19 protein-coding genes are annotated in these 22,199 nt (G+C 42.5%); 11 read left to right on the top strand and 8 right to left on the bottom strand.

All coding sequences use genetic code 11. The features are described from left to right. Position 1: 1 nt before the first annotated feature. From P255_RS07860 to P255_RS07870, 3 genes are read right to left on the bottom strand one after another with little or no spacing between them, the layout of a single operon-like run. Positions 2-1,558, bottom strand: a complete 1,557-nt coding sequence (locus P255_RS07860; protein WP_004900652.1) for a dihydrolipoamide acetyltransferase family protein — start codon at positions 1,556-1,558, stop codon at positions 2-4. A 1-nt stretch (position 1,559) separates the two neighbouring features. Further along, complete coding sequence (locus P255_RS07865) at positions 1,560-2,579, bottom strand: alpha-ketoacid dehydrogenase subunit beta (RefSeq protein ID WP_004900647.1); 1,020 nt, start codon at positions 2,577-2,579, stop codon at positions 1,560-1,562. Between the two features lie 26 nt (positions 2,580-2,605). Then, entirely contained in the window at positions 2,606-3,568 is a 963-nt protein-coding gene (locus P255_RS07870) for a thiamine pyrophosphate-dependent dehydrogenase E1 component subunit alpha (RefSeq protein WP_004900645.1), read from the bottom strand. A 426-nt stretch (positions 3,569-3,994) separates the two neighbouring features. Here P255_RS07870 and lipA point away from each other — a divergent pair, with 426 nt between their 5' ends. Together lipA and P255_RS07880 are read left to right on the top strand one after the other, a co-directional pair. Continuing rightward, positions 3,995-4,957, top strand: a complete 963-nt coding sequence (gene lipA / locus P255_RS07875; protein WP_004900642.1) for a lipoyl synthase — start codon at positions 3,995-3,997, stop codon at positions 4,955-4,957. 279 nt (positions 4,958-5,236) lie between these two features. Beyond that, positions 5,237-6,325, top strand: a complete 1,089-nt coding sequence (locus tag P255_RS07880; protein WP_004900638.1) for a sigma-54-dependent transcriptional regulator family protein — start codon at positions 5,237-5,239, stop codon at positions 6,323-6,325. Positions 6,326-6,384: 59 nt separating this feature from the next. Here the strand turns inward: P255_RS07880 and P255_RS07885 are convergent, their stop codons facing one another. Further along, complete coding sequence (locus P255_RS07885; protein WP_004900636.1) at positions 6,385-7,752, bottom strand: PepSY-associated TM helix domain-containing protein; 1,368 nt, start codon at positions 7,750-7,752, stop codon at positions 6,385-6,387. A gap of 96 nt (positions 7,753-7,848) precedes the next feature. Here P255_RS07885 and P255_RS07890 point away from each other — a divergent pair, with 96 nt between their 5' ends. Together P255_RS07890 and P255_RS07895 are read left to right on the top strand one after the other, a co-directional pair. Beyond that, entirely contained in the window at positions 7,849-8,250 is a 402-nt protein-coding gene (locus P255_RS07890; protein ID WP_004900634.1) for a DUF2946 domain-containing protein, read from the top strand. A gap of 61 nt (positions 8,251-8,311) precedes the next feature. Next, positions 8,312-10,411: a TonB-dependent receptor gene (locus P255_RS07895; protein WP_004900631.1), complete on the top strand. Its 2,100-nt coding sequence runs from the start codon at positions 8,312-8,314 to the stop codon at positions 10,409-10,411. A 285-nt stretch (positions 10,412-10,696) separates the two neighbouring features. Here P255_RS07895 and P255_RS07900 read toward each other — a convergent pair whose 3' ends face one another. Beyond that, positions 10,697-11,683, bottom strand: coding sequence for an ion transporter (locus tag P255_RS07900; RefSeq protein ID WP_004900628.1), 987 nt, complete (start codon positions 11,681-11,683; stop codon positions 10,697-10,699). 162 nt (positions 11,684-11,845) lie between these two features. On the opposite strand from P255_RS07900, the gene rbsK reads away from it, so the two are divergent. The 7 genes from rbsK (at position 11,846) to P255_RS07935 (ending at position 17,159) form a co-directional block, all read left to right on the top strand. Beyond that, positions 11,846-12,787: a ribokinase gene (rbsK, locus tag P255_RS07905; protein WP_004900625.1), complete on the top strand. Its 942-nt coding sequence runs from the start codon at positions 11,846-11,848 to the stop codon at positions 12,785-12,787. Between the two features lie 207 nt (positions 12,788-12,994). Continuing rightward, complete coding sequence (locus tag P255_RS07910; protein WP_004900623.1) at positions 12,995-13,480, top strand: Lrp/AsnC family transcriptional regulator; 486 nt, start codon at positions 12,995-12,997, stop codon at positions 13,478-13,480. Positions 13,481-13,736: 256 nt separating this feature from the next. Next, complete coding sequence (locus P255_RS15075) at positions 13,737-14,192, top strand: type IV pilin protein (RefSeq protein ID WP_004900621.1); 456 nt, start codon at positions 13,737-13,739, stop codon at positions 14,190-14,192. Next, positions 14,186-14,659 (top strand): pilus assembly FimT family protein, encoded by a 474-nt coding sequence (locus P255_RS07920; protein ID WP_004900619.1) that lies wholly within the window; start codon positions 14,186-14,188, stop codon positions 14,657-14,659. Before P255_RS15075 ends, P255_RS07920 begins: the two co-directional genes overlap by 7 nt. A 6-nt stretch (positions 14,660-14,665) precedes the next feature. Further along, positions 14,666-15,037, top strand: a complete 372-nt coding sequence (locus P255_RS07925) for a prepilin-type N-terminal cleavage/methylation domain-containing protein (protein ID WP_004900617.1) — start codon at positions 14,666-14,668, stop codon at positions 15,035-15,037. A 10-nt stretch (positions 15,038-15,047) separates the two neighbouring features. Beyond that, positions 15,048-15,737 carry a prepilin-type N-terminal cleavage/methylation domain-containing protein gene (locus P255_RS07930; protein WP_004900615.1) on the top strand — a complete coding sequence of 230 codons (690 nt, stop codon included), beginning with the start codon at positions 15,048-15,050 and terminating at the stop codon, positions 15,735-15,737. A 12-nt stretch (positions 15,738-15,749) separates the two neighbouring features. Further along, positions 15,750-17,159 (top strand): autotransporter outer membrane beta-barrel domain-containing protein, encoded by a 1,410-nt coding sequence (locus tag P255_RS07935; RefSeq protein WP_004900613.1) that lies wholly within the window; start codon positions 15,750-15,752, stop codon positions 17,157-17,159. 65 nt (positions 17,160-17,224) lie between these two features. On the opposite strand, the gene P255_RS07940 is transcribed toward P255_RS07935, so the two are convergent. The 3 genes from P255_RS07940 to P255_RS07950 all read right to left on the bottom strand — a co-directional run bounded on the left by P255_RS07940 (position 17,225) and on the right by P255_RS07950 (position 22,199). Further along, positions 17,225-19,072 carry an autotransporter domain-containing protein gene (locus P255_RS07940; protein ID WP_004900611.1) on the bottom strand — a complete coding sequence of 616 codons (1,848 nt, stop codon included), beginning with the start codon at positions 19,070-19,072 and terminating at the stop codon, positions 17,225-17,227. Between the two features lie 510 nt (positions 19,073-19,582). After that, positions 19,583-21,055 carry a TolC family protein gene (locus P255_RS07945; protein WP_004900607.1) on the bottom strand — a complete coding sequence of 491 codons (1,473 nt, stop codon included), beginning with the start codon at positions 21,053-21,055 and terminating at the stop codon, positions 19,583-19,585. A gap of 19 nt (positions 21,056-21,074) precedes the next feature. Then, a complete protein-coding gene (locus tag P255_RS07950) occupies positions 21,075-22,199 on the bottom strand; it encodes an ABC transporter permease (protein WP_004900604.1) in 1,125 nt (374 codons plus the stop codon).

Raw genomic sequence — 22,199 nt, forward strand, 5'->3', positions numbered from 1 at the left:
CCTAGACCAAAATCAAAGCAGGGTTTTCAACAAACTGCTTAAAGCTTGCTAAAAATTTTGCCCCAACTGCGCCGTCAATCACGCGATGATCACACGACAAAGTCACAGTCACAATTTGCCGAACCACAATTTCACCTTGCTCAACCACAGCACGTGCTTCGGATGCACCGAGTGCCATAATCGCGCCTTGTGGCGGATTGATAATCGCATCAAACTGTTTAATGCCAAGCATGCCCAAATTGGAAATACTGAAGCTACCGCCCTGAAACTCGTCAGGTTGTAATTTTCCAGTTTTGGCACGGGTTGCCAGATCGCGCATTTCGGTTGAAATTTCAGACAATGATTTTTGATTGGCAGCTTTCACAATCGGGGTGATTAAACCATTGGGAATTGCCACCGCCACCGAAATATCGGCCTGAGCAAATTGCAAAATCGACTGGGTCGCTTCGTCAAACTGCACATTGACCTCAGGCACTTTAAGTAATGCCGCCGCCGCCGCTTTAATTAACATATCGTTAATCGATAATTTCACCTGTGGAACGCTATCATTAATTTGCTTACGCAGGTTTTGCATAGCCTCAACATTGAGATCCACTGTTAAACGGAAATGCGGGGCATTACGTTTCGCTGCTTGCAGGCGCGAAGCAATCGCTTTACGCATGGCATTTAAGGCAATCGAAGTGACCTGATTTTTTGGTGCAGCTTCTGAACTGGTCGCAGAAGATTCAGCACATACTGTACTTGGATTCTCGCGATAATACAGCGCTTCGACATCCTCCTTGCACACGCGTCCACGCGAACCTGACACACGGCAGTCATGCAGGTTAATGCCCCACTGTTTCGCCAAACGGCGCGCCACAGGCGTTGCCAAAACATTGCTATCATCAGCAGTAGATTTAGCGACTTTTCCAGAAGACTGGGCTTGAGCTTTTACATCAGGCCATTGTCCGCCCGCAGTACGCACTGCAGTTTGAATATCCTGAACGCTGATACGCCCTTCACGCCCTGAACCTGAAACTTTTGCCAAATTCACATTGTGTTTTGCAGCCAGTTTAAGCGCATGTGGCGTCGTGAAAAGTTCAACATCGGCTTGAAAGCCTTGCAATGCTGCTGGCACAACATAACCTGTTTGCGTCGTTGCAGATGCTTTAGCGACTGGCACAGCCGCATTTGCCACAGGTATAGGCTGTGCTGCGACTTCAGCTTGCGGTGCGGTTGCCGCGACAGCAGTTTCAGCCTGAACCACAGGGGCGGCATTGGCTGTTGCACCACCTAAAGACTGTACAAATTTGTCAATTTCAGCATCGGAAACATTGCTTTCCGCACAGATGGCAATTGATCCACCGACAGGTAAAGTATCGCCATCTTTGGCAATAATTTTACGCAACGTTCCATCAAAGGGAGCTTCTAACACATTGACGATTTTAGTGGTTTCAATTTCACAAATTTCCTGACCTTTGGTGAAGCTGTCACCTTCCTGAATCAGCCATTGTGCAATCGTACCTTCTTCCATCGACAATCCCCATTTCGGGATTTCTAAGGTTCTGATTTCGCTCATCCTAAGCCTCCAATACTTTACGCACTGCCTGTTCAATTCGTTCTACGCTTGGCATCCATTCTTTTTCTAATACAGGTGAAAATGGCACAGGCGTATGTGGTGGGGTGACGAGTTCAATCGGCGCTTTTAAATAATAGAAACCTTTTTGTGCAATCAAGGCAGCAACATCGTGCCCGAAACCACAGCGTGCTGCCGACTCATCCACAATCACCACACGTCCAGTTGAAGCAACCGACTCCAAAATACCTTCTTCATCCAAAGGTGAAATGGTACGCGGATCAACCACTTCCACTGAAATGCCTTCTTTGGCAAGTTTGTCAGCGACTTCATTGGCACGGTGTACCATCAAACCGAGTGCAATAATGGTAATGTCAGTCCCTTGACGGGTGTAATTCGCGACACCAAATGGAATGGTATAGGCTTCATCTGGGACTTCGCCTTTAATGTCATACAGCATTTTGTGCTCACAAAATACTACAGGGTCGTCATCACGAATCGCTTGGATAAGTAAACCTTTCACATCATACGGGCTTGATGGCACCACCACTTTTAACCCTGGCACAGAAGTAAAAACGTTATACGGTGATTGTGAATGTTGTGCAGCCGCTGAAAAACCTGCACCAATCATGCCGCGTACGACCATTGGCGCTTTGGCTTTACCACCAAACATATAGCGGAATTTTGCAGCTTGGTTATACAGCATGTCATGACACACACCGTAAAAATCCATAAACATCAAATCCACCACAGGTCGCAAACCTGTTGCCGATGCACCTGCTGCCATCCCCACCAATGCTGATTCGGTAATTGGCGTGTCAATCACACGTTCCGAACCAAATTCTGTCCATAACCCTTTGGTCACGCCCAATACGCCACCAAAACCTTCTAATTTATTTTCATCGGTATTTTTACCACCATGTCCACCACGAACATCTTCACCCATCACCACCACAGTCGGGTCACGGCGCATTTCCAACTCAATGGCTTCTTTCACAGCATTACGATAACTTTTATTTGGCATCTTGCTATTCCCTTAACTCTTTTCCCTTAATAGGAAACGTAAACGTCGGTGAGTAATTGTTCTGGTTGTGGGTAAGCGGCTGCACGCGCCCTTACCACGGCATCATCTACATTGGCTTTCGCTGCCGCATCAATTGCATCTAGCTTGGCAACATCGACTTTACCTTTGACTTTTTTACGGAAAATTTTCAGTGGGTCTTTATGTTCTTTGACATACTCAACCTCTTCCTTGGAGCGGATCAATCCCGGATCGCCTTCAAAGTGTCCATAAAAACGGTTGGTCACGGTTTCAATCACACTTGGCCCTTCACCACGGCGCGCACGCTCAATGGCTTTTTGTGCGGCTTCATACACGGCAAAAAAGTCTGTACCATCGACCTTGACCGCAGGTAAACCAAAGCCTGCCGCACGCCCTGCAATATCTTTACTGCCAACCGCGTAGTCGTGTCCTGTACCTTCACCAAAGCCATTGTTTTCAAATACAAAAATAACTGGAAGATTCAGCACCACAGCCATATTCATCGCTTCGAAGGTCAAGCCTTGGTTAGAACCACCATCACCTGTAAACGACAGCCCAATACCGCCTGTTTTCAGGGTTTTCGCGGTCAATGCAGCACCAATTGCCAAAGGAGGGCCACCGCCCACAATTCCGTTTGCGCCGAGCATTCCCTTGTCCAGATCGGCAATATGCATCGAACCGCCTTTACCACGGCAAAGACCATCATCTTTCCCAAAAATTTCCAGCATCATGGCGTGAATATCACAGCCCTTGGCAATACAGTGCCCATGTCCACGGTGGGTTGAAGTGATGTAGTCTTTATCGGTCAGATTTTCACAGATACCCACTGCGACCGCTTCTTCACCGCTATATAAGTGAATGAACCCTGGAATATCACCATTGGTATTTTCTTCGTGAAGTCGATCTTCAAACTCACGAATATCCCGCATACGTTTATATGCGGCAAGTAATTGCTCTTCAGTAAGCTGCATGTCCATATCCCTTATATTTTAAAATTGCCTTTAAAATAAAATTAACCCGATGATTTTATTTATATTTAAATCACCAATATAAAACTCTTTCACAAATCCATTTAACCCATCTCATCCAATGATTAAATAATCATGAAAAGTCTATTTATATAAAATCAAAACCCTCATTTTTCATATTAGACTAAAAAATTTTTTAATTTAAGTTTAAACAAAATACAAATAAAACAAAGATTTAAAAGATGAAATATAAATGTAATTTTTTATTAATAATCAATTTCTTACAAAAACAAACTTTCAACCAACCTTTGTCTGATAATCTAAAGTGCTGCTATTTAAATAAATATGATATTTTATTTTAAAAATAGAATAATTCATATTTATTCCGAGCAAATCAATCAATTTAAACTACATAAGGATATGTTTTAAATGTCACAAAATATAAAACCAATACAGGGAGATAAATTACGTGGTGCGGATAAACTGGCACGTATTCCCGTTAAAGTTATTCCCAGTGAACATTTACCGAAAAAACCGCAGTGGATACGCAGTAAAATCAGCGATCCAGAAGAAATTAAGCGCATTCAGCGTTTATTACGTCAGCAAAAATTGCATACCGTGTGTGAAGAAGCCGCATGCCCCAACCTACCGCAATGCTTTGGCAGTGGCACAGCAACATTTATGATCATGGGTGATATTTGCACGCGACGTTGCCCATTTTGCGATGTGGCACATGGTCGACCGCTGGCTCTCGATGCCGATGAACCGATGCATCTTGCTGAAACCGTGGCACGTTTAAACCTAAATTATGTGGTGATTACTTCAGTGGATCGGGATGATCTGGTCGATGGTGGCGCGCAGCATTTTGTAGATTGTATTACAGCAATTCGTACACATAGCCCAGAAACGCGGATTGAAATTTTAGTGCCCGATTTTCGTGGGCGTATGCCGTTGGCACTGGATATTTTAAGTCGCTGCCCGCCTGATGTGTTTAATCACAATATTGAAACCGTGCCACGGTTGTATAAAGCCATGCGCCCAGGTTCAGACTATCAGCACTCGCTCAACCTGCTTCAGCAGTTTAAACAACGCTGTCCCGATATTTTGACCAAATGTGGCTTGATGGTCGGTTTAGGTGAGATCGAAGCTGAGGTTTTGGCATTATTGAATGATTTGAAAGATCATGCTGTGGATTTGGTCACCATTGGACAATATTTACAACCTAGTCCTGCGCATGCTCCGATTCAACGCTTTGTCGACCCTGCCGAGTTTCAGCGTTATCAGACACATGGCAAACATTTGCAGTTTTTTAACCTGTGGAGTGCGCCGATGGTACGTTCCAGTTACTTTGCCGACAAGCAATACTTCGGAGAAAATCTACCTGTTTTCTAATAACCATATAAAAAACAAGTGTTTCATTTTATAGTTCACAAAGCACCGAAAAATTTTAACATTTTTTGAGCAAACTCATGCCACGATCTGCTATAAATTGGTGTTAGAAGATAAGTTGCACAAGATTTTAAAACAGTGAAAAAATACCAAGGCAAAATTCTGTTTTAAATCAAAAAAACTGTTTCTTTTCAGTGAAATTGAATGCACAAAACTGTGATGGGACATGCAAAATGCTCAACGGATACGAGCTCAGTGTCCCATCCTTTGAAGGATAACAACATGGATATGCAACACACGCGATTTTCTGGCACATCTACGGATTCAACTCTTTCTTTAACTGCCGCGCCTTTACTCTGTTTGGAACAGAATTGGCAGTCTTCATTATTTGGACGCAGTATTCAGCAAGGGCAACATGAGCTAGCCAGCATTGCTGATGAAGCAGGCATGGCGATTGGAGTCACGGACAGTTGTGGCACACTGCTATGGGCATGGAGTAGCAAAGTCATGCGCTCCTCTGCCGAACAAGTGCATTTTGTTGAAGGTGGACAATGGTCAACCCAGTCTGTCGGCACCAACGCGATTGGCATAGCGCTAAACACTCATCAAACCAGTTGTGTCTATTCGCATGAGAACAGTATGAATAGTGTGCGTGACTGGGTGTGTTATGCCACACCGATTATTGACCCAAAAACCAAACAATATTATGGCATTATGAATTTATCTGCCAAATATAAAAAACATAGTGCCTTGGGTAAACTGGCTGTGGAACGCTGTGCTGAGTTACTCAGTCAGGTATTTCATGCACAGCAACAAGATTGCCTGTCGATGAATCTATTTGGCACACCGCAAATCAGTTTCAATCAAACCATTCTCACCATAACCCAACGCCAAACCGAAATCTTATGTATTCTGGCGCTTTGCCCCGCAGGAATTCAGCTCGATGAACTGCACTATGCCCTCTATGGCGACCGAGAAGTCAGTTTAACTACGCTCAAAGCTGAAATTTCTCAACTACGACATTTACTCAAAGGTGGGATTCAGTCGCGTTGTTATCGTCTGAATTGTGAGTTGCAATGCGACTTTCTCATGGCAGAAAAAGCCTTGAATGCAGGCTATATGCAAACCGTATTTAATTTATATAAAGGCGAGTTTTTACCGAAAACCGATAGCCCATTTTTACGGGCATGGCGTGATGCTTTCGATGCCCGTTTGAGTCATTATATTTATCATTGTCAGGATGCAAATTTGCTGCTGAATTTGGTCAATCGTGCGCCTGAACGCCTCGATGCAATAGAACGCTTACTGGAAATCTTACCTGAAGACAGCCCATATTTAGACAAAGTACAAGCATTACTCGATCATAGTTAAACCATCTAAAATAAGTTGATCACCTGCCAATGTGTAGATTTAAGTTGGCAGGTTGATGTTTACTCCACCGCGCCTTGTGGCTTTCTAAGATTCAACATCCACAACATGATCTGTAATACCAAAATACTTAAAACCCATACAGGCATCAGAAAATAAAGCACCGCTAAAACAAACAAACTGATTCCACGCTGTACAGCATTGGCAGACTGCCATAAACGAAAAACTTGGCGATTTAAATGCTGTAAGGTCGAACGTACGTGTGCATAGCTCCACCATGCCCGATAGGCAAACGCCACCAAGATCAAAATCAACGCAGCACTCAGCACCAATACCAGTTGATTCATCCCACAAAATAGCACCCCAATATGCGCATCAACTCCCCAACGGGTCAGCTTGGCAGACAGTGGGAACTTGGAAAATTCGATTTGATCGACCACTTTTTGCTGCTGCATATCCACCGCAATCGCATCGACCTGCACAGGCCAACGATGGCGCATTTCTTCAATTGTCCACGCTTTGTCACTGCTATAGCTCGGTTTAATTTGCAGATATTCGGAAGTTAGTCCATTTTGCTGCGCCAGTTTTTCAATCACATCAAAATTTTTCAGTACTAAAGGCTGATGATGAACTGACATTTGCATCGGCATATGATGCTCGGCATGTGCATCCATCGGCATAGACATGGGACTGAGCTGCGTATTGAGTGTTGGTGTATCGCTGTTTGCCAAGTGCCGCAGTTTGGCAATATTTGCCCCTGACCAGTTTGACCATGTCAGCCCTGTTGCCGAGAAAAACAGTAGCATTGGAAATACACTTAACCCCACCCAAGCATGCCAACGCAGATTTTTCTGCCGAGGGTGCTGTGTAGTCACCTTCATCTGTTGGCGTTTCCGATACCATTGCCATAACCCTGTCAGCGCAAAAATTCCGAGCCAACTGGCTGCCAACTCGCTGTAGGCGCGCCCAAACGTACCGAGCAACAAGTTGCGGTGCAGATTATCTAAAAAAGTACGAATCGGCAGCACACCACTTGTTCCATAGACAGGTAGCTGCCCCTGAACAGCGAGCGTATACGGATTAATAAAAACCGCATGACTATGCTCAGGGTCTTTCGGATCGAGATACAACACCCGTGTGGTCAAGTTCGGCTGCGGTGCTGGGCGAACGGCGGTAATCACAGCTTGTGCAGGCAAAACTGCTTGTGCCGCAGCAACTTGCAAACTGAGGACTTGTTCTGACTGAGACAGATCATGCACAGCAAATAACTGCTTTTGATACACCACATGCTCAAGCTGAGGGGTCAGTGCATATAGCAAACCTGTCAATGCAGCAATAAAAATAAACGGCGCAACCAACACTCCAAGCTGGACATGCAACACATGTAACAGTTGATTGGAAAAGCGAGTTTGCGACGAGTTTTTCTGCATAAAACAGCCCAGAACCTTCAAAAATAGGCTGCATCTTATCAATCTTGTGCTAGGCTGTGTACCTTTTTTGGGGAATGTCTAGGTTTAGACTCAGTCATGCGACGTTATGGTTTCTTTTTCGGCTTGATGGCACTTTTGCTACAAAACCTTGTGTTTTGGCAAGTGGCTATGCCGAAAATGATGCAAAACAACATGATTTGTGAGCAGATTAGCGTTGCACTTGAACAAAGCAGCATGTCCATGTCACAGATGCACATGTCTGCGGATGAGCATTCCCAAATGCAAAAACAACATGACAAGATGTTGCAGCATTGTCACTTCTGTGAGCTGTTCCATCATCTCTCGCCGATTACTGAACCAAGCCTGACGCTGATCGAAGATAAAATTCTAGTCCGTCTAATTGTCTTTGCAGCGCTTAGCTATGTGTTTTTCTATCTACGGCATTTATTTCTATGTCCTCAAGGACGTGCCCCACCTTTTGCCTTCAACTTTGCATAGTTTTGTTTAAGCGAAAATTTTTTCGCACATCGTTATTTTGCTTTTGTTGAAAGGCTTCGTTATGCCACGTATTTTTTTATTGCACCCTCTCACTTGGGGAATTCTTGCTGCGTCTATGTCTGCCACGGTAAATGCTGCAAACAGCGTTGATGACAATACTGTTTCAGACTTACCCATCATTACCGTATCTGCCGAAAAACAGGATGAACGCCACATTTCTTCTCAAGCGATTACCCAGTTTAAACACAAGCTACTTGAAGTTCCATTTACCAAATCACATGTGTCCAAAGACGATATTCAGAACTACAACATTCAACGGGTCAGTGATGCACTGGCGCTAGTGAATGGCGTGATGTATCAGGACAGTTATGGTGGCGGATTTTGGGATAACTATTCATTTCGTGGCTTTAGCACCGACCCGAATATGGGCACGATGTACATGCGTAACGGTTTGAGTTCACTCAATGGAATTCATGCACCACGCGACATGGTCAACATCCAGTCGATTGATTTTCTCAAAGGGCCAATGGCAGCCATGTATGGACAAGGCGCAATTGGTGGAATTATGAACATCACCACCAAACAGCCCGAGTGGACACCGAAAACCAGCTTTTCGGTCAGTGGCAGTACCGAAGAACAGTATCGCGGTTCGGTGGATACTACGGGAGCGATCAACGATGCCCTTGCCTACCGTTTAGGTGTGGCCTATGAAAACAACCAAAGTTTTCGAGATCATGTCGATAATCAACACTATTACATTGCTCCACAACTGGTATGGAAAATCTCGGATCAGACCCAGTTGAATCTAGACACTGAATTTGCAAATTACAGTGGTGTGTTTGACCGTGGTATTCCGATGGCCAACGGTCAGTTCGGCAGTATTCATAGCTTTTACGGTGAACCAAGCGATGGCGATATCAAGATCAAAGATCAGATGGTTCAGCTACGCTTAAATCATCAATTGAATGACAATTGGGACAGCACCACGGCGCTGAGCTATGAACATGGTGAACGTGAAGGTACATCAACCGAGATTTCATCCATCAGCAGCGATGGGCAAACTGCCAACCGTTTCCGCCGTTATCGGCATTTTGAAACTGAAACCACCCAGTTCCAGCAAATTTTACGTGGCAAATTCTCTACAGGTTCGATTCGTCACGAAGTCGTTGCCAACTTTGAAGCAGGACATTACACCATTGATCAATTACAACGAAGAAGTACATCAGGTGCAAGCAGCCCTATTAGTATTAGCAACCCTGTTTATGGTCAGACGATTTTACCGCTGACCCGCACCACCAAATTTAGCCTAGAAACCCAAGATATGTTGGGACTGAACCTGCAAGATCAGATTTTCCTGAATGATCAATGGAATATTGTGCTGGGTGGACGTTATAACCGCCAACAACAACAGATTGATGATTACCGTACAGGGATTTCTGCCAAGCAGGCATTTACACCGTTTACTCCACGCGTAGCGATCAATTATCAACCCACTAAAAAATGGTCACTGTATAGCAACTGGGGCAAGTCATTTGAACTCAACACAGGTTTAGATAAAAACCATCAATTGTATGATCCTGAAAAAACTCAAAGCTGGGAAATCGGCACAAAATACCAGTTTTTGCCAAAAAGCTGGTTCGGGCTGACCTATTTTAATCTGGATAAACACCACTTACTGACTGAAGGCATTAGCGACAGTTATGTGGATAGCGGACATGTACAAAGCCACGGGCTTGAAGTCGAATTACAGCATCAACTTATGCAAAATTTACGAGTGAGTGCCAACTATACCTTGACCCATGCTTCAATGATTGAAAGTGAGGTCGATGTCAAAGGTGCGCGCCTAAAAAACATTCCAAAACACATGGCAAACCTGTCAGCAGATTATCAATTCCATATTGCAGATTACCCTGCTGGACTAGTGGGCAACCTCAATTACTTTGGCAAGCGCAGTGCTAACTATATTGATAACAGTACAAGCTTGCCATCATTTACCGTGGTAAATGTGGGTGGTTATATCTTGCCGCGTCCAGACGTGCGGGTGCAGCTAAACATCAGCAACCTGTTTAACCGTACCTATTATGTATCGAGTTATACCAATTACTGGGTTCAACCTGGTGAGCCTCTGAAAGCTACACTGACTTTAAATTGGACATTCTAAGGTGTATTTACACGCCATTCTGAGGATGGCGTGTATTAAATTCTGAATATCAGATGTAACAATCAGAAAGATTTACCCTAACTCATACAAGCTTTGAAACGTTCTTCATAAAAGTAGGATATGACCAAAATCCATGTGCAAGGAAGTTTGCTGTCTAAGTTTGGCGCGGTATGCATGAGCCATATTCTTGACCAATCCGTTGTTTTTCTGCGTTGGCAATAAATCCTGACAAATTTAAAATGTCTTAGTAAACAAAATGATAAAACCACAAAAATCAACTTTTATTCAGTCATGCAACTTTTCACCACAATGCGGGCAATATTTATAATGTTTTAATTCTTGTTCCTTCTCTTCGAGTATTTGTTCTCGAATTAATTGCATCTGAATTTCATGAATTTGCTCTTTTCTTAGTCCGACTATACGCCCTATTTGCTGTATTTCTTTTTCATCATTCACCAAATCCAAGTCTTTTCCGATAATCAATTCGCGAAATTCTTGCTCAAGACGTTCCTTACGCACATTGAGTTCATTGGCTAAACCTGTTGCCAGAATACCTGCGGGTAAAGCAGCTAAACCAACTCCCAAAACCATAATCACTGAGCCGAGTATCTTTCCTGCATTGGTGACAGGCGTTACATCTCCATAGCCAACCGTGGTTAATGTCACCACTGCCCACCACATGGCTTGTGGAATTGAGCCAAAAACATCAGGCTGTGCTTCATGCTCAAAAGCGTAGACTCCACCTGCCGCCAGCACAATCATAATGATTAAAATAAAAATGACCGCCTGAAATGAACCTTTCTCACGCTCAATGACATTCAACAGAATTTGTAATGACACAAAATAACGAGTCAATTTCAGCAGTCGTAACAACCGAAGGATTCGTAAATAACTCAAATCCATATGAACAAAAAAGTTGAGATACGCAGGGAAAATTGCTACAAAATCAACAATAGCAGCCCCACTTAAAAGCCAATGAGATCTTTGCTTCCATGCTGGAGTTTCAAGATCTTCTTCAACTACACTCCACAGTCGCAGCAAATATTCAATGGTGAACACTGCAATGGATATATGTTCAAAACGATCAAAATAAAACGCATGTGCTTGATAAACATGATCGACTGATTCAACCAAAACCGCTGAAACGTTTGCAATGATCATTATAATCAGCAAATAGTTGAAATAGCGGCTTGCAGGCGTATCATAATCAGTATTATGCAGCACGTCATAACAAAAACGACGTGTGCGCCGATAATAGTCTAAAGCTGTCATGGCAGAGACGTGAAAAAGAAAAATTCGATATTAACAAATTCCTTATAGAATTTGAGGAATTTTTCAGCAACTTCTAACCTTATTTACCTGATTTTTTGCTACTTCTGTCCCAATTAAAAATCCTTTATGCTGACTCTGGTGACTTTACTGTTGAGCAAAAAAATGAATAACAATCATAAACAATTGGTCGTACTGGGCAGTATTAATGTTGATCATCTTTTAAATGTGCATAAGTTTCCACAAGCTGGAGAAACTGTGACTGGCACCCACTACCAACTGGCATTTGGTGGCAAAGGTGCAAATCAAGCCGTTGCTGCCAGTCGTAGCGGGGCCAACACTCAATTTCTCGCGTGCTTAGGCAGTGATGCGATTGCTCAAGACATTTTGGCGCAGTTTGTTCAAGATGGCATGAATACCGAAGCAGTTTGTCAGATTCCCGAGCAAAATACAGGTGTTGCCCTCATCTTTGTCAACAATCAAGCTGAAAACTGCATTGGAATTTATGCAGGGGCAAATGCAAGTTTAAGTCCACAATATGTTGCTCAACATGCTGAAAAAATTCGCTGTGCCGATGCCCTTTTACTGCAATTGGAAACACCTCTTGAAAGCTTAATTGATGCCGTCAAGATTGCCAAAGCCGCCAATACCATAGTGGTGCTTAACCCTGCGCCAGCACAGAAATTACCTGAAGATTTTTTGCAACAGATTGATCTGATCACCCCCAATGAAACTGAAGCCTCTGCACTAACGGGAATTCAGGTCTACGACCTCCAAAGCGCAGAACAAGCCGCCCAGCATTTGCATCAGCAAGGCGTTGGTATGGTGATTATCACACTAGGTGAACAAGGCATTTGGCTGAGTCAACAGGGTCAGGGACAACATATTCCTGCATTTAAAGTACATGCTGTTGATACTACAGGTGCAGGCGATACTTTTAATGGTGCCTTAATGACAGCACTTCTTGAAGATCAGAACTTATTGGATGCCAGCTATTTTGCCAGCGCAGCAGCGGCGCTCGCGGTTACCCATGCAGGTGCGCAACCATCCATTCCTTGGCGTGTACAAATTGATGAATTTTTGGAAGAGCTCAAAGAGCAAGATTGAGAACAAATAGCACCTTTTGAGGCACCCTTCCTGAAAAGGTGCTATTTGTAGAATCAAAGGCATTACCCAAGTGACTTTGATCTTATAAATCAAGTCTATAGTGAATAAGTGACAAATGTTTCCCGATTTTTTAGCTTTTTCTTGATTTAACAAAATAAAAAACGTGTATATTTTTATTTTTCAGAAAATTCTTCCAAAGTTTAATTTATGAGCAGCACAGAATACACATTAGATAAAATAGATCGGAAAATTTTATCGGCTTTACGCCAGAATGGGCGCTTAACGGTTGCCCAATTATCTGAAGAGGTTGGTTTGTCCTCTTCGCCCTGCTGGACACGTTTAAAAAGGCTAGAAACACTTAAAATTATTGATGGCTATACTGCGAATATTAATCCCAAAGCTATTGGGATTAACGAATTGTTTTTTATTGAAATTACGCTAGAACGTCATGATGATGAAATTTTAGAACAATTTAGCCAAACACTTGCAGACATTCCCGAAGTCATCGAAGCACATTTGGTCACAGGTGATTATGATTATTTAGTCAAAGTTGCCGTCAAAGATGCCGAGCATTATGAAAAGTTCTTGCGTAAAAAGTTATATTCGATTCAAGGCATTCGCCATACACGTTCTATTTTTGCTTTGCGACCTTTGAAACTGGAAAATACAGCAGATCTCATGCTGATTGATTAATATCCAGCCCAATGATGACTCAAGACTTTCATTTCAAATAAGATAAGTCATGAGTCATTTTTAATAAACCTCTTTCATCGAGAACATTCATCATTTATTGCTACTCATAATCATATAAAAATAAGTTCATGTTTTTATAAAAAATTTCATTTCATCGCCGATTTTCATCCATTCATCGACTAGTTTTATTGTATATCCCAACATAGAGATAAAATTTTAATAAGAAGCTCAAGGCTAAAGTTATAGGGGAACAGCAGTGAAACGTCATACAACAGGTTTTACATTATTAGAACTCATGGTCACCGTCGTCATCATTGCAATTTTAGCCGCAATTGCGATGCCACTTTACAATAAATATGTCATTAAATCTCATGTGCGTTCAGCAATGACTGACCTTACTTCTTTAAGTCTTGTTGTTGAAAACCTTTACCAACGCAACCTTAAATATATTGATAGTACATCTGATCAGGATGCACAAAATTATATTTCGACCAATAACGGAATTACCTGGACTCCTGCAGAGAGTGCTAATTTCACCTATACCCTCAATGCAAGTGCAACAGGCTCAGGTACACCCGTTGTGTATTACACACTTAAAGCTGTAGGGAGAACTGGTACGATCAATGCTGGATGCACATTGACGCTCACCAATACCAATACCAAAACTATTACTGATACAGGCACAGGCTGTGGCGGGCTAACATCATGGTAGGGCTATATCAAAAAGGCATAACGCTAATTGAGTTAATCATCACATTAGCTCTTGTAGCCGTTATTATTGCCTCAATCGCTCCTTTGGGACGATCATGGATCGCAACTGCGCATGTGTCAAAAGCACAATCTGTTTTGACTCAAGCCTTTAATAAAGCAAAAACTGAAGCATTGAAAAATCCCAATAAAGTTTTAAGTGATGCAACAAATCCAACTGTTGCAACGATTACCATTGATAATACCGCCAAAACAGTCTCCATTAGTAATAGTAACAGTACAACGATTTGGAGTGATTCATTTGATCAAGATACGAGCATTACGCTTCCAACAGCATGCAGTTCAAAAATTTTACTGAACAATACTGTTCAATTTTTAAATTCCACTACCCCTACGACGATTGACAATACATGTTCTAGCTATACCATTTCTGCTAGTTCAGCTCAAAGCGTAACTGGCGTTTTAAGGTGATTGATCATGAAAAAAAATAATGGTTTCACTTTATTAGAAGTCCTCATTTCAATGTTGCTACTCATGGTGATCGGGCTAGGAAGTGCTTATCTTTTAGCACGTGCAAATGTCACTCAACGAGACATGAATATCCATTTACTCACCGTAAGTAAAATGCGTTACATTTTACAAAATGGTGGCTGCACGTCGTCATCAAGTATCAGCATTAACGGTACCAACGCCCTTACACCTTGTACGTCATCGTCTGCAACTTATACGGTTTCAGCAAATGGTTTATCAGCGTCTGATGTCGCTGTAACATCACCATCAATTTCGGTGTCATCTACAGACAGTACAACAACCAGCTTGATTCCTAGTCCTATTACCATTAGCCCTTGAGGACATCACTATGAAAAATAAAATGTTTTCTCAAAAAGGGTTCTCACTGATCGAAGTCTTAATTGTATTGCTCATTTTTACAGTTATTGCTCTGGCGATTTTAAGAGCTTATGTATCTGTTGTGCATGTCGCAGGAGATTCATCAGCAGGCGCAAAAAGCGATAGTGGCGTCATGTTTGGGCTAGCAACAGCAGATAAAATTTTGCAAGGGATTGGTTTTGGTGCAAACTCAAGCGTAACATCCTCTTATGGAACAACACTTGCCGCCTACGATAGTTCTGGTACACAAGTTACTGTCGGCACTGCAGGAAGCAGTTTGGTGTGGAAATCAGATACCTCAACCTGTCAGGCACTCATTATCAGCAATAAAGATAACCCTGTAAGTACAAGTTCGACTGCAACTACACATACTGGCAGTGGGTTATTTTATTATGGCGCGGGCTATAGCTGTAGCAGTTTGGCACTACCTGCAAGCACAACTACAGAAACACCGACTATTCTTGTTCCTGTCAGCGATACCAATCTTGCTATGGCGAGCTTAAAAGTGATTACGGTAACAAACTGTAATCCGTATAGCGTAAGCAACTCACTGAACAATGGCGGTGCATACGCAGTGGTGCTCACAGCAAATGTTTATGCAGGTAGTGGTACGACTCAAAATCAGGTGAATAATCAAACCTGCCTGTTTAACTTTAGATAAATGGTGGAAGTGATGAACAATCAAGTTAATCTTGTTTCTCAAAAACAAAAAGTACGCCACCAGCAGGGTTTTGCATCATTATTGTTTGTTTTGCTGATTGGCCTTTCTCTCGTTATTATTGTCTTGGGTGTATTTATTACCTTAAGAGGTTTGCAGGACTCTGCAATTACTTCACATGCACAAACTCAGGCTGAAGAAAAAAGCACTATTGGTGTCAAAGCTCTATCTAATTTTTTATATAGTAAAACAGATGCTCAGATTTCCTCCATCACAAGTGGGACAATCACAGATAAAAATGGAACACTGACAGGAACAGCAAACTCGACTGTTGCAACCTATGCCAAATCTGCAACTTGCCCAACTGGTGCAGTAACCCAATACTGTTTTGATGTCACAGCCACTAGTGGCGGCGCATCTGCAACCATACGCACTGTTTACCAAAAAGCATCTACATTAAGCTCGACCACGCTCACAGGTTCAGTGTTTGCAGGTGGTTTAGTCGTTGGTGGTAGCGCAGATTTTACAGGAGATTCAAATAACCCGATTACTATTTTGGTAAAAGGTGGTGTTGTAACCGATACTTCTGGAAAAAATGTCAATAGCACACTCACTTCAGGTGGTATTAATGTCGGAACTTACACAGCAACTGATTTCATTACTGCGGATGACCTAAAGGCTTACTCGAACTATCAATTCACAGCATCAGGGGCAACTTGTAATAAATTAAATCTGTACTCTGGAACAACAAAAGTGAGTACTACAACCAGTATCTCATGTTCAAGCTTTAGTGGGATTAGTTATAGCTCAGGCTCTTGGACAATTGATCCATCTAAAACATTACCAGTCGGTGTGTTATGGTTTGATACTAATGTTGTGATCAATCTGGCAGCAGGCTCAACTCTGGTCAATACCATTATTTCTAAAGGTAGTATTACTGTAAATTCACCCAACAGTGGAACGATCGATAACTATGCACCTTATTTTTACTACTCCACAACAAATACAGATCATTTGACTCTCGTATGTGGCACAAAGGCTGCTGCAAATATTCCTACACAATATTGCAACTCTGATGGTAGTTTTAATACCAGTTCAGTTGCAAGTTTCCCAGGAAATATTGCCAACATTCTATTCCTAACCAATAATCAATTAAGCCTTGATGCTGCTAATAAAGCTGTTCTAAATTATTATGGAAACATTATTGCATCATATGGTGCAGGAGGAACAGGCAATGCATCTGGTAAGTTTACAGGTACAGGAACCATTAATATTATTGGGAATCTCGTTATTGCAGGAACGGCAGATACAACAACGATGCAAGGTAACATTACCATTGACCTGAGTAGAAGTACTGCATCTAGCTCTTCAGTGATTCCAAGTTATACTTATGCAAATGGCCTACGATTTATGAAATATATGTAAATCCAGCATATATAAATGAAAAAGAGATCATCATTTGATGATCTCTTTTTATTTCACAGATTCGATTAGAATGAATATTTCATCCCCAAATTTACCCCAAGGTTATCTGATGAATGATTTGCAAATTCACCATTGGCACTTGCCCATGCAGAAAGATTTGGCGTGTATTGTGTAGTTAAACCCAGACTTGCACTACCCCATTTTTTGTCTGGTGTATAACCTGAAAGTACAAAACTGCCGCCCATGCTGTTTAAACCTACACGAACACCATGACTGTTTGCTTGCGAATCGTAATTCCAAGCTAACTCAGCAAATGGCGAAACTTTGACATCTCGATACATCCAGTCACCTTTTAAGCGCCAGCCCACACTAGAGACAAACGAATCGCGCTGTTGTTTCCCAAACCACATTGCTGTACTGTCCGCACCATGCTCAGCAAAATCATTTACTTTGATAGTTTGCCACTCTAAATGAACAAAAGGCCCTGTTTTTAAGTCATTTAGGTTTAGCCACCAACCTCCATCTAACCCGCCACCAACATGGTAACCTTGAGCATCAGCAGTTTCTGTGCGCACTGCCGTACCAAGTTGAATCTGACGTTTAATGTCGGTAAAGTGCAAGCTGCCTGCATTGGCAAAACCACCAATATAACCATTGCCTTTATGATAAATACCATAACCCAAACCGCTGACATCAAATAATTTATAATCACCCTGACTGTTAGAGAAATTACCATTTTGCTGATTTAAGCTCATAGCAACCCCAGCCGAAAAATTGGAATTAATCTGAGCGTCTGAACCAAAGGTAAAATTGACATTATTGCTATTTAACTGAGGTGAGCTGTCCGAAGCTTTGAGTTTCTGGTGATTATAGTCCAGATTAAAAAATACCCGAGTTTCACCACCATTTACATCGGTGAGCATTTCATTTTTCACTGCACGATACTGAGCTTTTGTAATCGCGAGTGGAGCTTCTGATAATAAAGACATTTGCCCAGGCGCAGCTAACTCTGCCAAAACTGCCTGTGCCAGTAACCGATGGGTTGCAGTAGTCGGATGTACTCCATCAGCAAACAAGTAGCTCTGATTGGTTCCTGCAGCATAAGTATACGGCGCCCCTGATCCAGCAGGACCACATGCAACAGATGATGAGCCCACACCACAGGCTTCATTAGTGACATTACTAAAGCCATAGGCGGCAGGGTTGGCAACCACTTCATTGAGTAATCCATAAACATTGACAGGTACAATGTTTAATCCCGAAGCACTTAAACTGTCTAAACCATTACTTAAATTATAATTATAAAGCTGTGCCAGTTGTGTTAAATAGCCTGCAACTGTAGGACCTGACTCTAACGCTGAAGGCGTCAGCCCCATATTGGGTAAGTTATACACCACGACATAATTGGCGCCTGCCTGTTTTAACGACGACAACAAGTTTAATTCAGTATTGGCTGCTGTTGTTGTTCCTGTAATCAATTGAGCTTGTGTAATACCTGAAGTTTCAAGTAAACCAAAGATATCATTAGCGCCGCCCCACACTTCATATAAAGTATTTGGGTTAGCCGTTCCGCCTGTTAAACTTAGGTACTGCAATAACTGCTGCTGTAAAGTCGGAATACCAGGATCCAAACTATTAACAACCCCTGCACCACCCCAAGCATAGTTACTTCCACTGAGTAATGAAGGTGATGTGGTTGTACCCACGCCTTCAGCCACCAGTTCTGCGGCTGTCTGTCCTGGATTGGTGGTATATCTCGCCTGTGTACCCGTTGTATACAGTGCAACATTACCCCCATCGCTGAGACTATCACCAAAAATCACGACATTGTTAAAACTGGTTGCTTGTGCTTGTGTTACCCCAAGCCACATCAGGCTTGTGGTGGCAAGCCATAATAATTTTCTTATCCGCATTGCCCTATCCTCTGAATGATGTTTTTGTTTTTAAAATTGCCAGCATCATGCTTTTGCAATGCCTTAATGTATAGCATATTTAAATGCGTTCTTTTTAGTCTATTTATCGTTTTTTATGACACGGTCAGTCAGTCAAATCCAACCTCAAATCAAATTCAAGTACACTAACTCAAACCTCGTTGATCTAATCTATATTTAATAAATTAAAACAATTATTTATATCTTAATACAATCAAATTAAACTGTATTATGTAGGAAGAATATAAGGTTTAAACCGCTTACAATAATCGTCAGCGATACCGTCTTTTCTAATCTGGTTTTGTCACATTGACGAATCTAAACTTTCAAATATCGCATTGGTTCAACACCCTAAATGGTGTTGCCCAATTTGATTCATGTAAGCCACCTACTTTCCAAACCATACAAACACTCTCGTTTTATCAATCCACTTATTTGGCTGATTGATTTTTTTGTCCTGATTTTAGATGACTTACAAAACTGGATAAGCCCCTATTGATTTTTCTGAGCTGAAGTTTGTTCCGCCTGCCAGCCACCACCCAGCGTTTTATAGACATTCAGCATATTTTCAGCTTCAGCCAAGCGTGCCTGTACCAAACGATCCTGTATATCTTGTGCATTGATGCGTGCTAACAGAACTTTATCGAGTGTAATATTGCCAAATTTAAACAACTGGTTGGATTTGCTGACTTGGGTGTTAGCTTGCTGAGATGCTTGTGCCAAATAGCGATTTTGCTGAGTTAAACTACTTTGTAACTGATAGGCACTATCAACTTCTGCCAAAGACTTCAATATTAGTTGATCATAATGTGCTAACACTGCTTGAGCTTGAGCATCATGTACTTCTATGTTGCGTTGAATACGCCCTGAAGTAAAAATCGGCAAGCTGACACCTGCACTAATCAAACCGCCAAAACCTTTCAGTTCAGGTGTGCTGCTATCTAAACGTAGCTGTCCAGTTTGCCCAATAAACTGAATGTTAAAACGTGGTAACAAGTCGGCTTTGGCACTGCCAAGTTGCGCACTGGAGGCCTGAATCAAGGCATATTGCTGACGTACATCAGGACGTCGATTCAACACGGATAAAGGCGTTTCGCCATTGGGTAATGCTGGAATATGATTTAAAATATCCACCGATGCTGGCACATGAAACTGTTGTGGCGACTGTCCTGTCAACACGGCTAGATTGCGCTGATAGACATCTGCCTGTGCCTGTAAGGTTGCCAACTGAGCTTTTAAGCTTTCCCGTTTAATTTCAACATCGCGCACATCATAATCGGTGACTTGTCCTGCTTTAAAACGCCCGTCAATATAACGGCGAAGCTCTGTCAAGCTAGTAAGGGTATTTTGCCCAATCTGCATACGCTTTTGTAAACTTCGCATTTTAAAATAATTGTCGGCAATATCACTCGCAAGTAGCATCTGCACAGCATACCACTGCTGGGTTACCGCCATACTGGCGTATCTGGCAGCATCAGCGTCGCTACGTTTCCCTCCAAAAATATCAGGTTCCCAACTTGCAGCAAAACTGGCATGTTCACTGTGCCCTGTAACACTCAAATCATCACGGTTTAAACCTGAAGCTCCTAAACCCGATAGTATCTTGCGGGTTTGTGGGCTAAGTGGGTTATGCACTTGGGCATGATGACCATCTATCCCGGCAGATACGCCAGCCGTTGGCCCCAGATCAGCCAATGCCAACGCTGCATTGGCACGTGCCGCCTGCAAGTTTGCCCGTGCAGCAGTCAGATCGTGATTATTTTGCAAACCTTGTTGAATCAGCTGTGTCAGTACAGGGTCATGCCATGTTAGCCACCACTGTGAGACATCGGCTGCATCAGGAGCCGCCGCAACGTGTTCAAACTGTGGAGGCACAGCGACTTTAGACTCAAGTTTGACTTGCAATGGACTACATGCGGCGAGCAAGATACTCCCCATAGCCATTGCCAACAGCGATTTTTGCATTTTATTATTCTCCACAAGCTTATCCCTGACTCGTCAACATGGAACGAAAGCGCTTGAGCGCAAACATTAAAAATGCTGCGCCGATTGCCGTCATAAGCAGTAATTTTTTCCACACAATATCTAAACCTGCATCACGAAATAGCACTTCTTGCCCAAACTGCATATATAAGGTTACAGGTGAATAAAAGGTAACCTGCTGAATCCACTCAGGCATGCTTTCAATCGGGGACTCAGAACCAGACAACAAACGGCTCACCATATAAATAGGCAAACATAACAGACCAAACTGAGGCATGGTTGGCGCAACTGTCGCCAGACAAATTCCCATAGACGAGACCGAAAACAAATAAATGGCTGTACCTAAAACATACAGACCAATCGAGCCGTTAATCGGGACTTGCAGCAACGTATGCACGACCAGCCATAAAGACAATAATGCTGCCAAGGTAATCACCAGACCATTGGTCAAAATTTTAGACATGGCAATTTCACTGGCATGTACAGGCATCACCAGTAAATGCTCAATGGTACCGTGTTCCTTTTCCCGAATGACTGCTGCCCCCACCAAAATCATGGCAAGTAAAGTAATATTGTTCAGCACTTGTGCCATACCTGTATACCAGTGCGTTTGGGTATTGGGATTAAAAAATACCCGTACCATCGGCGTTAATGGCAACATATCTGTAGGAGACTGATGCTTAAACGCATTGACTTCATTTTGTATGATCTGATTCAGATAAGTCGTTCCAACACCTGCTTGTGTCACTGCGGTCGCATCGGCCAAAACCTGTATGGATGCTTGACGATTTGCAGAAACATCTCTTTCAAAATTCGCAGGAATAGTGATCACAAAAACATAATTACTTTTGTCCATTGCCTGATCAATCTGATCAGGTGAGATAATCGCAGGTTGTTTAAAATACGGTGCTTGCAATGCATCCCGAATCCGAAAAGACAATTGCGAACGGTCTTCATCAATAATGGCGACAGATGCATTACGCACTTCGGTCGTGATTCCTTTAGACACGGTGTATACAGCAACCGACAAGAACACCACAATCAGCCCCATTAAAATCACATCATTAAACAGGCTTTTGAGTTCTTTTAGACTGAGAATCCAGACATTTTTAAGCCAACGCAGCAT

Origin of the sequence: Acinetobacter brisouii CIP 110357 (assembly GCF_000488275.1) — a bacterium.
GTDB lineage: Bacteria > Pseudomonadota > Gammaproteobacteria > Pseudomonadales > Moraxellaceae > Acinetobacter > Acinetobacter brisouii.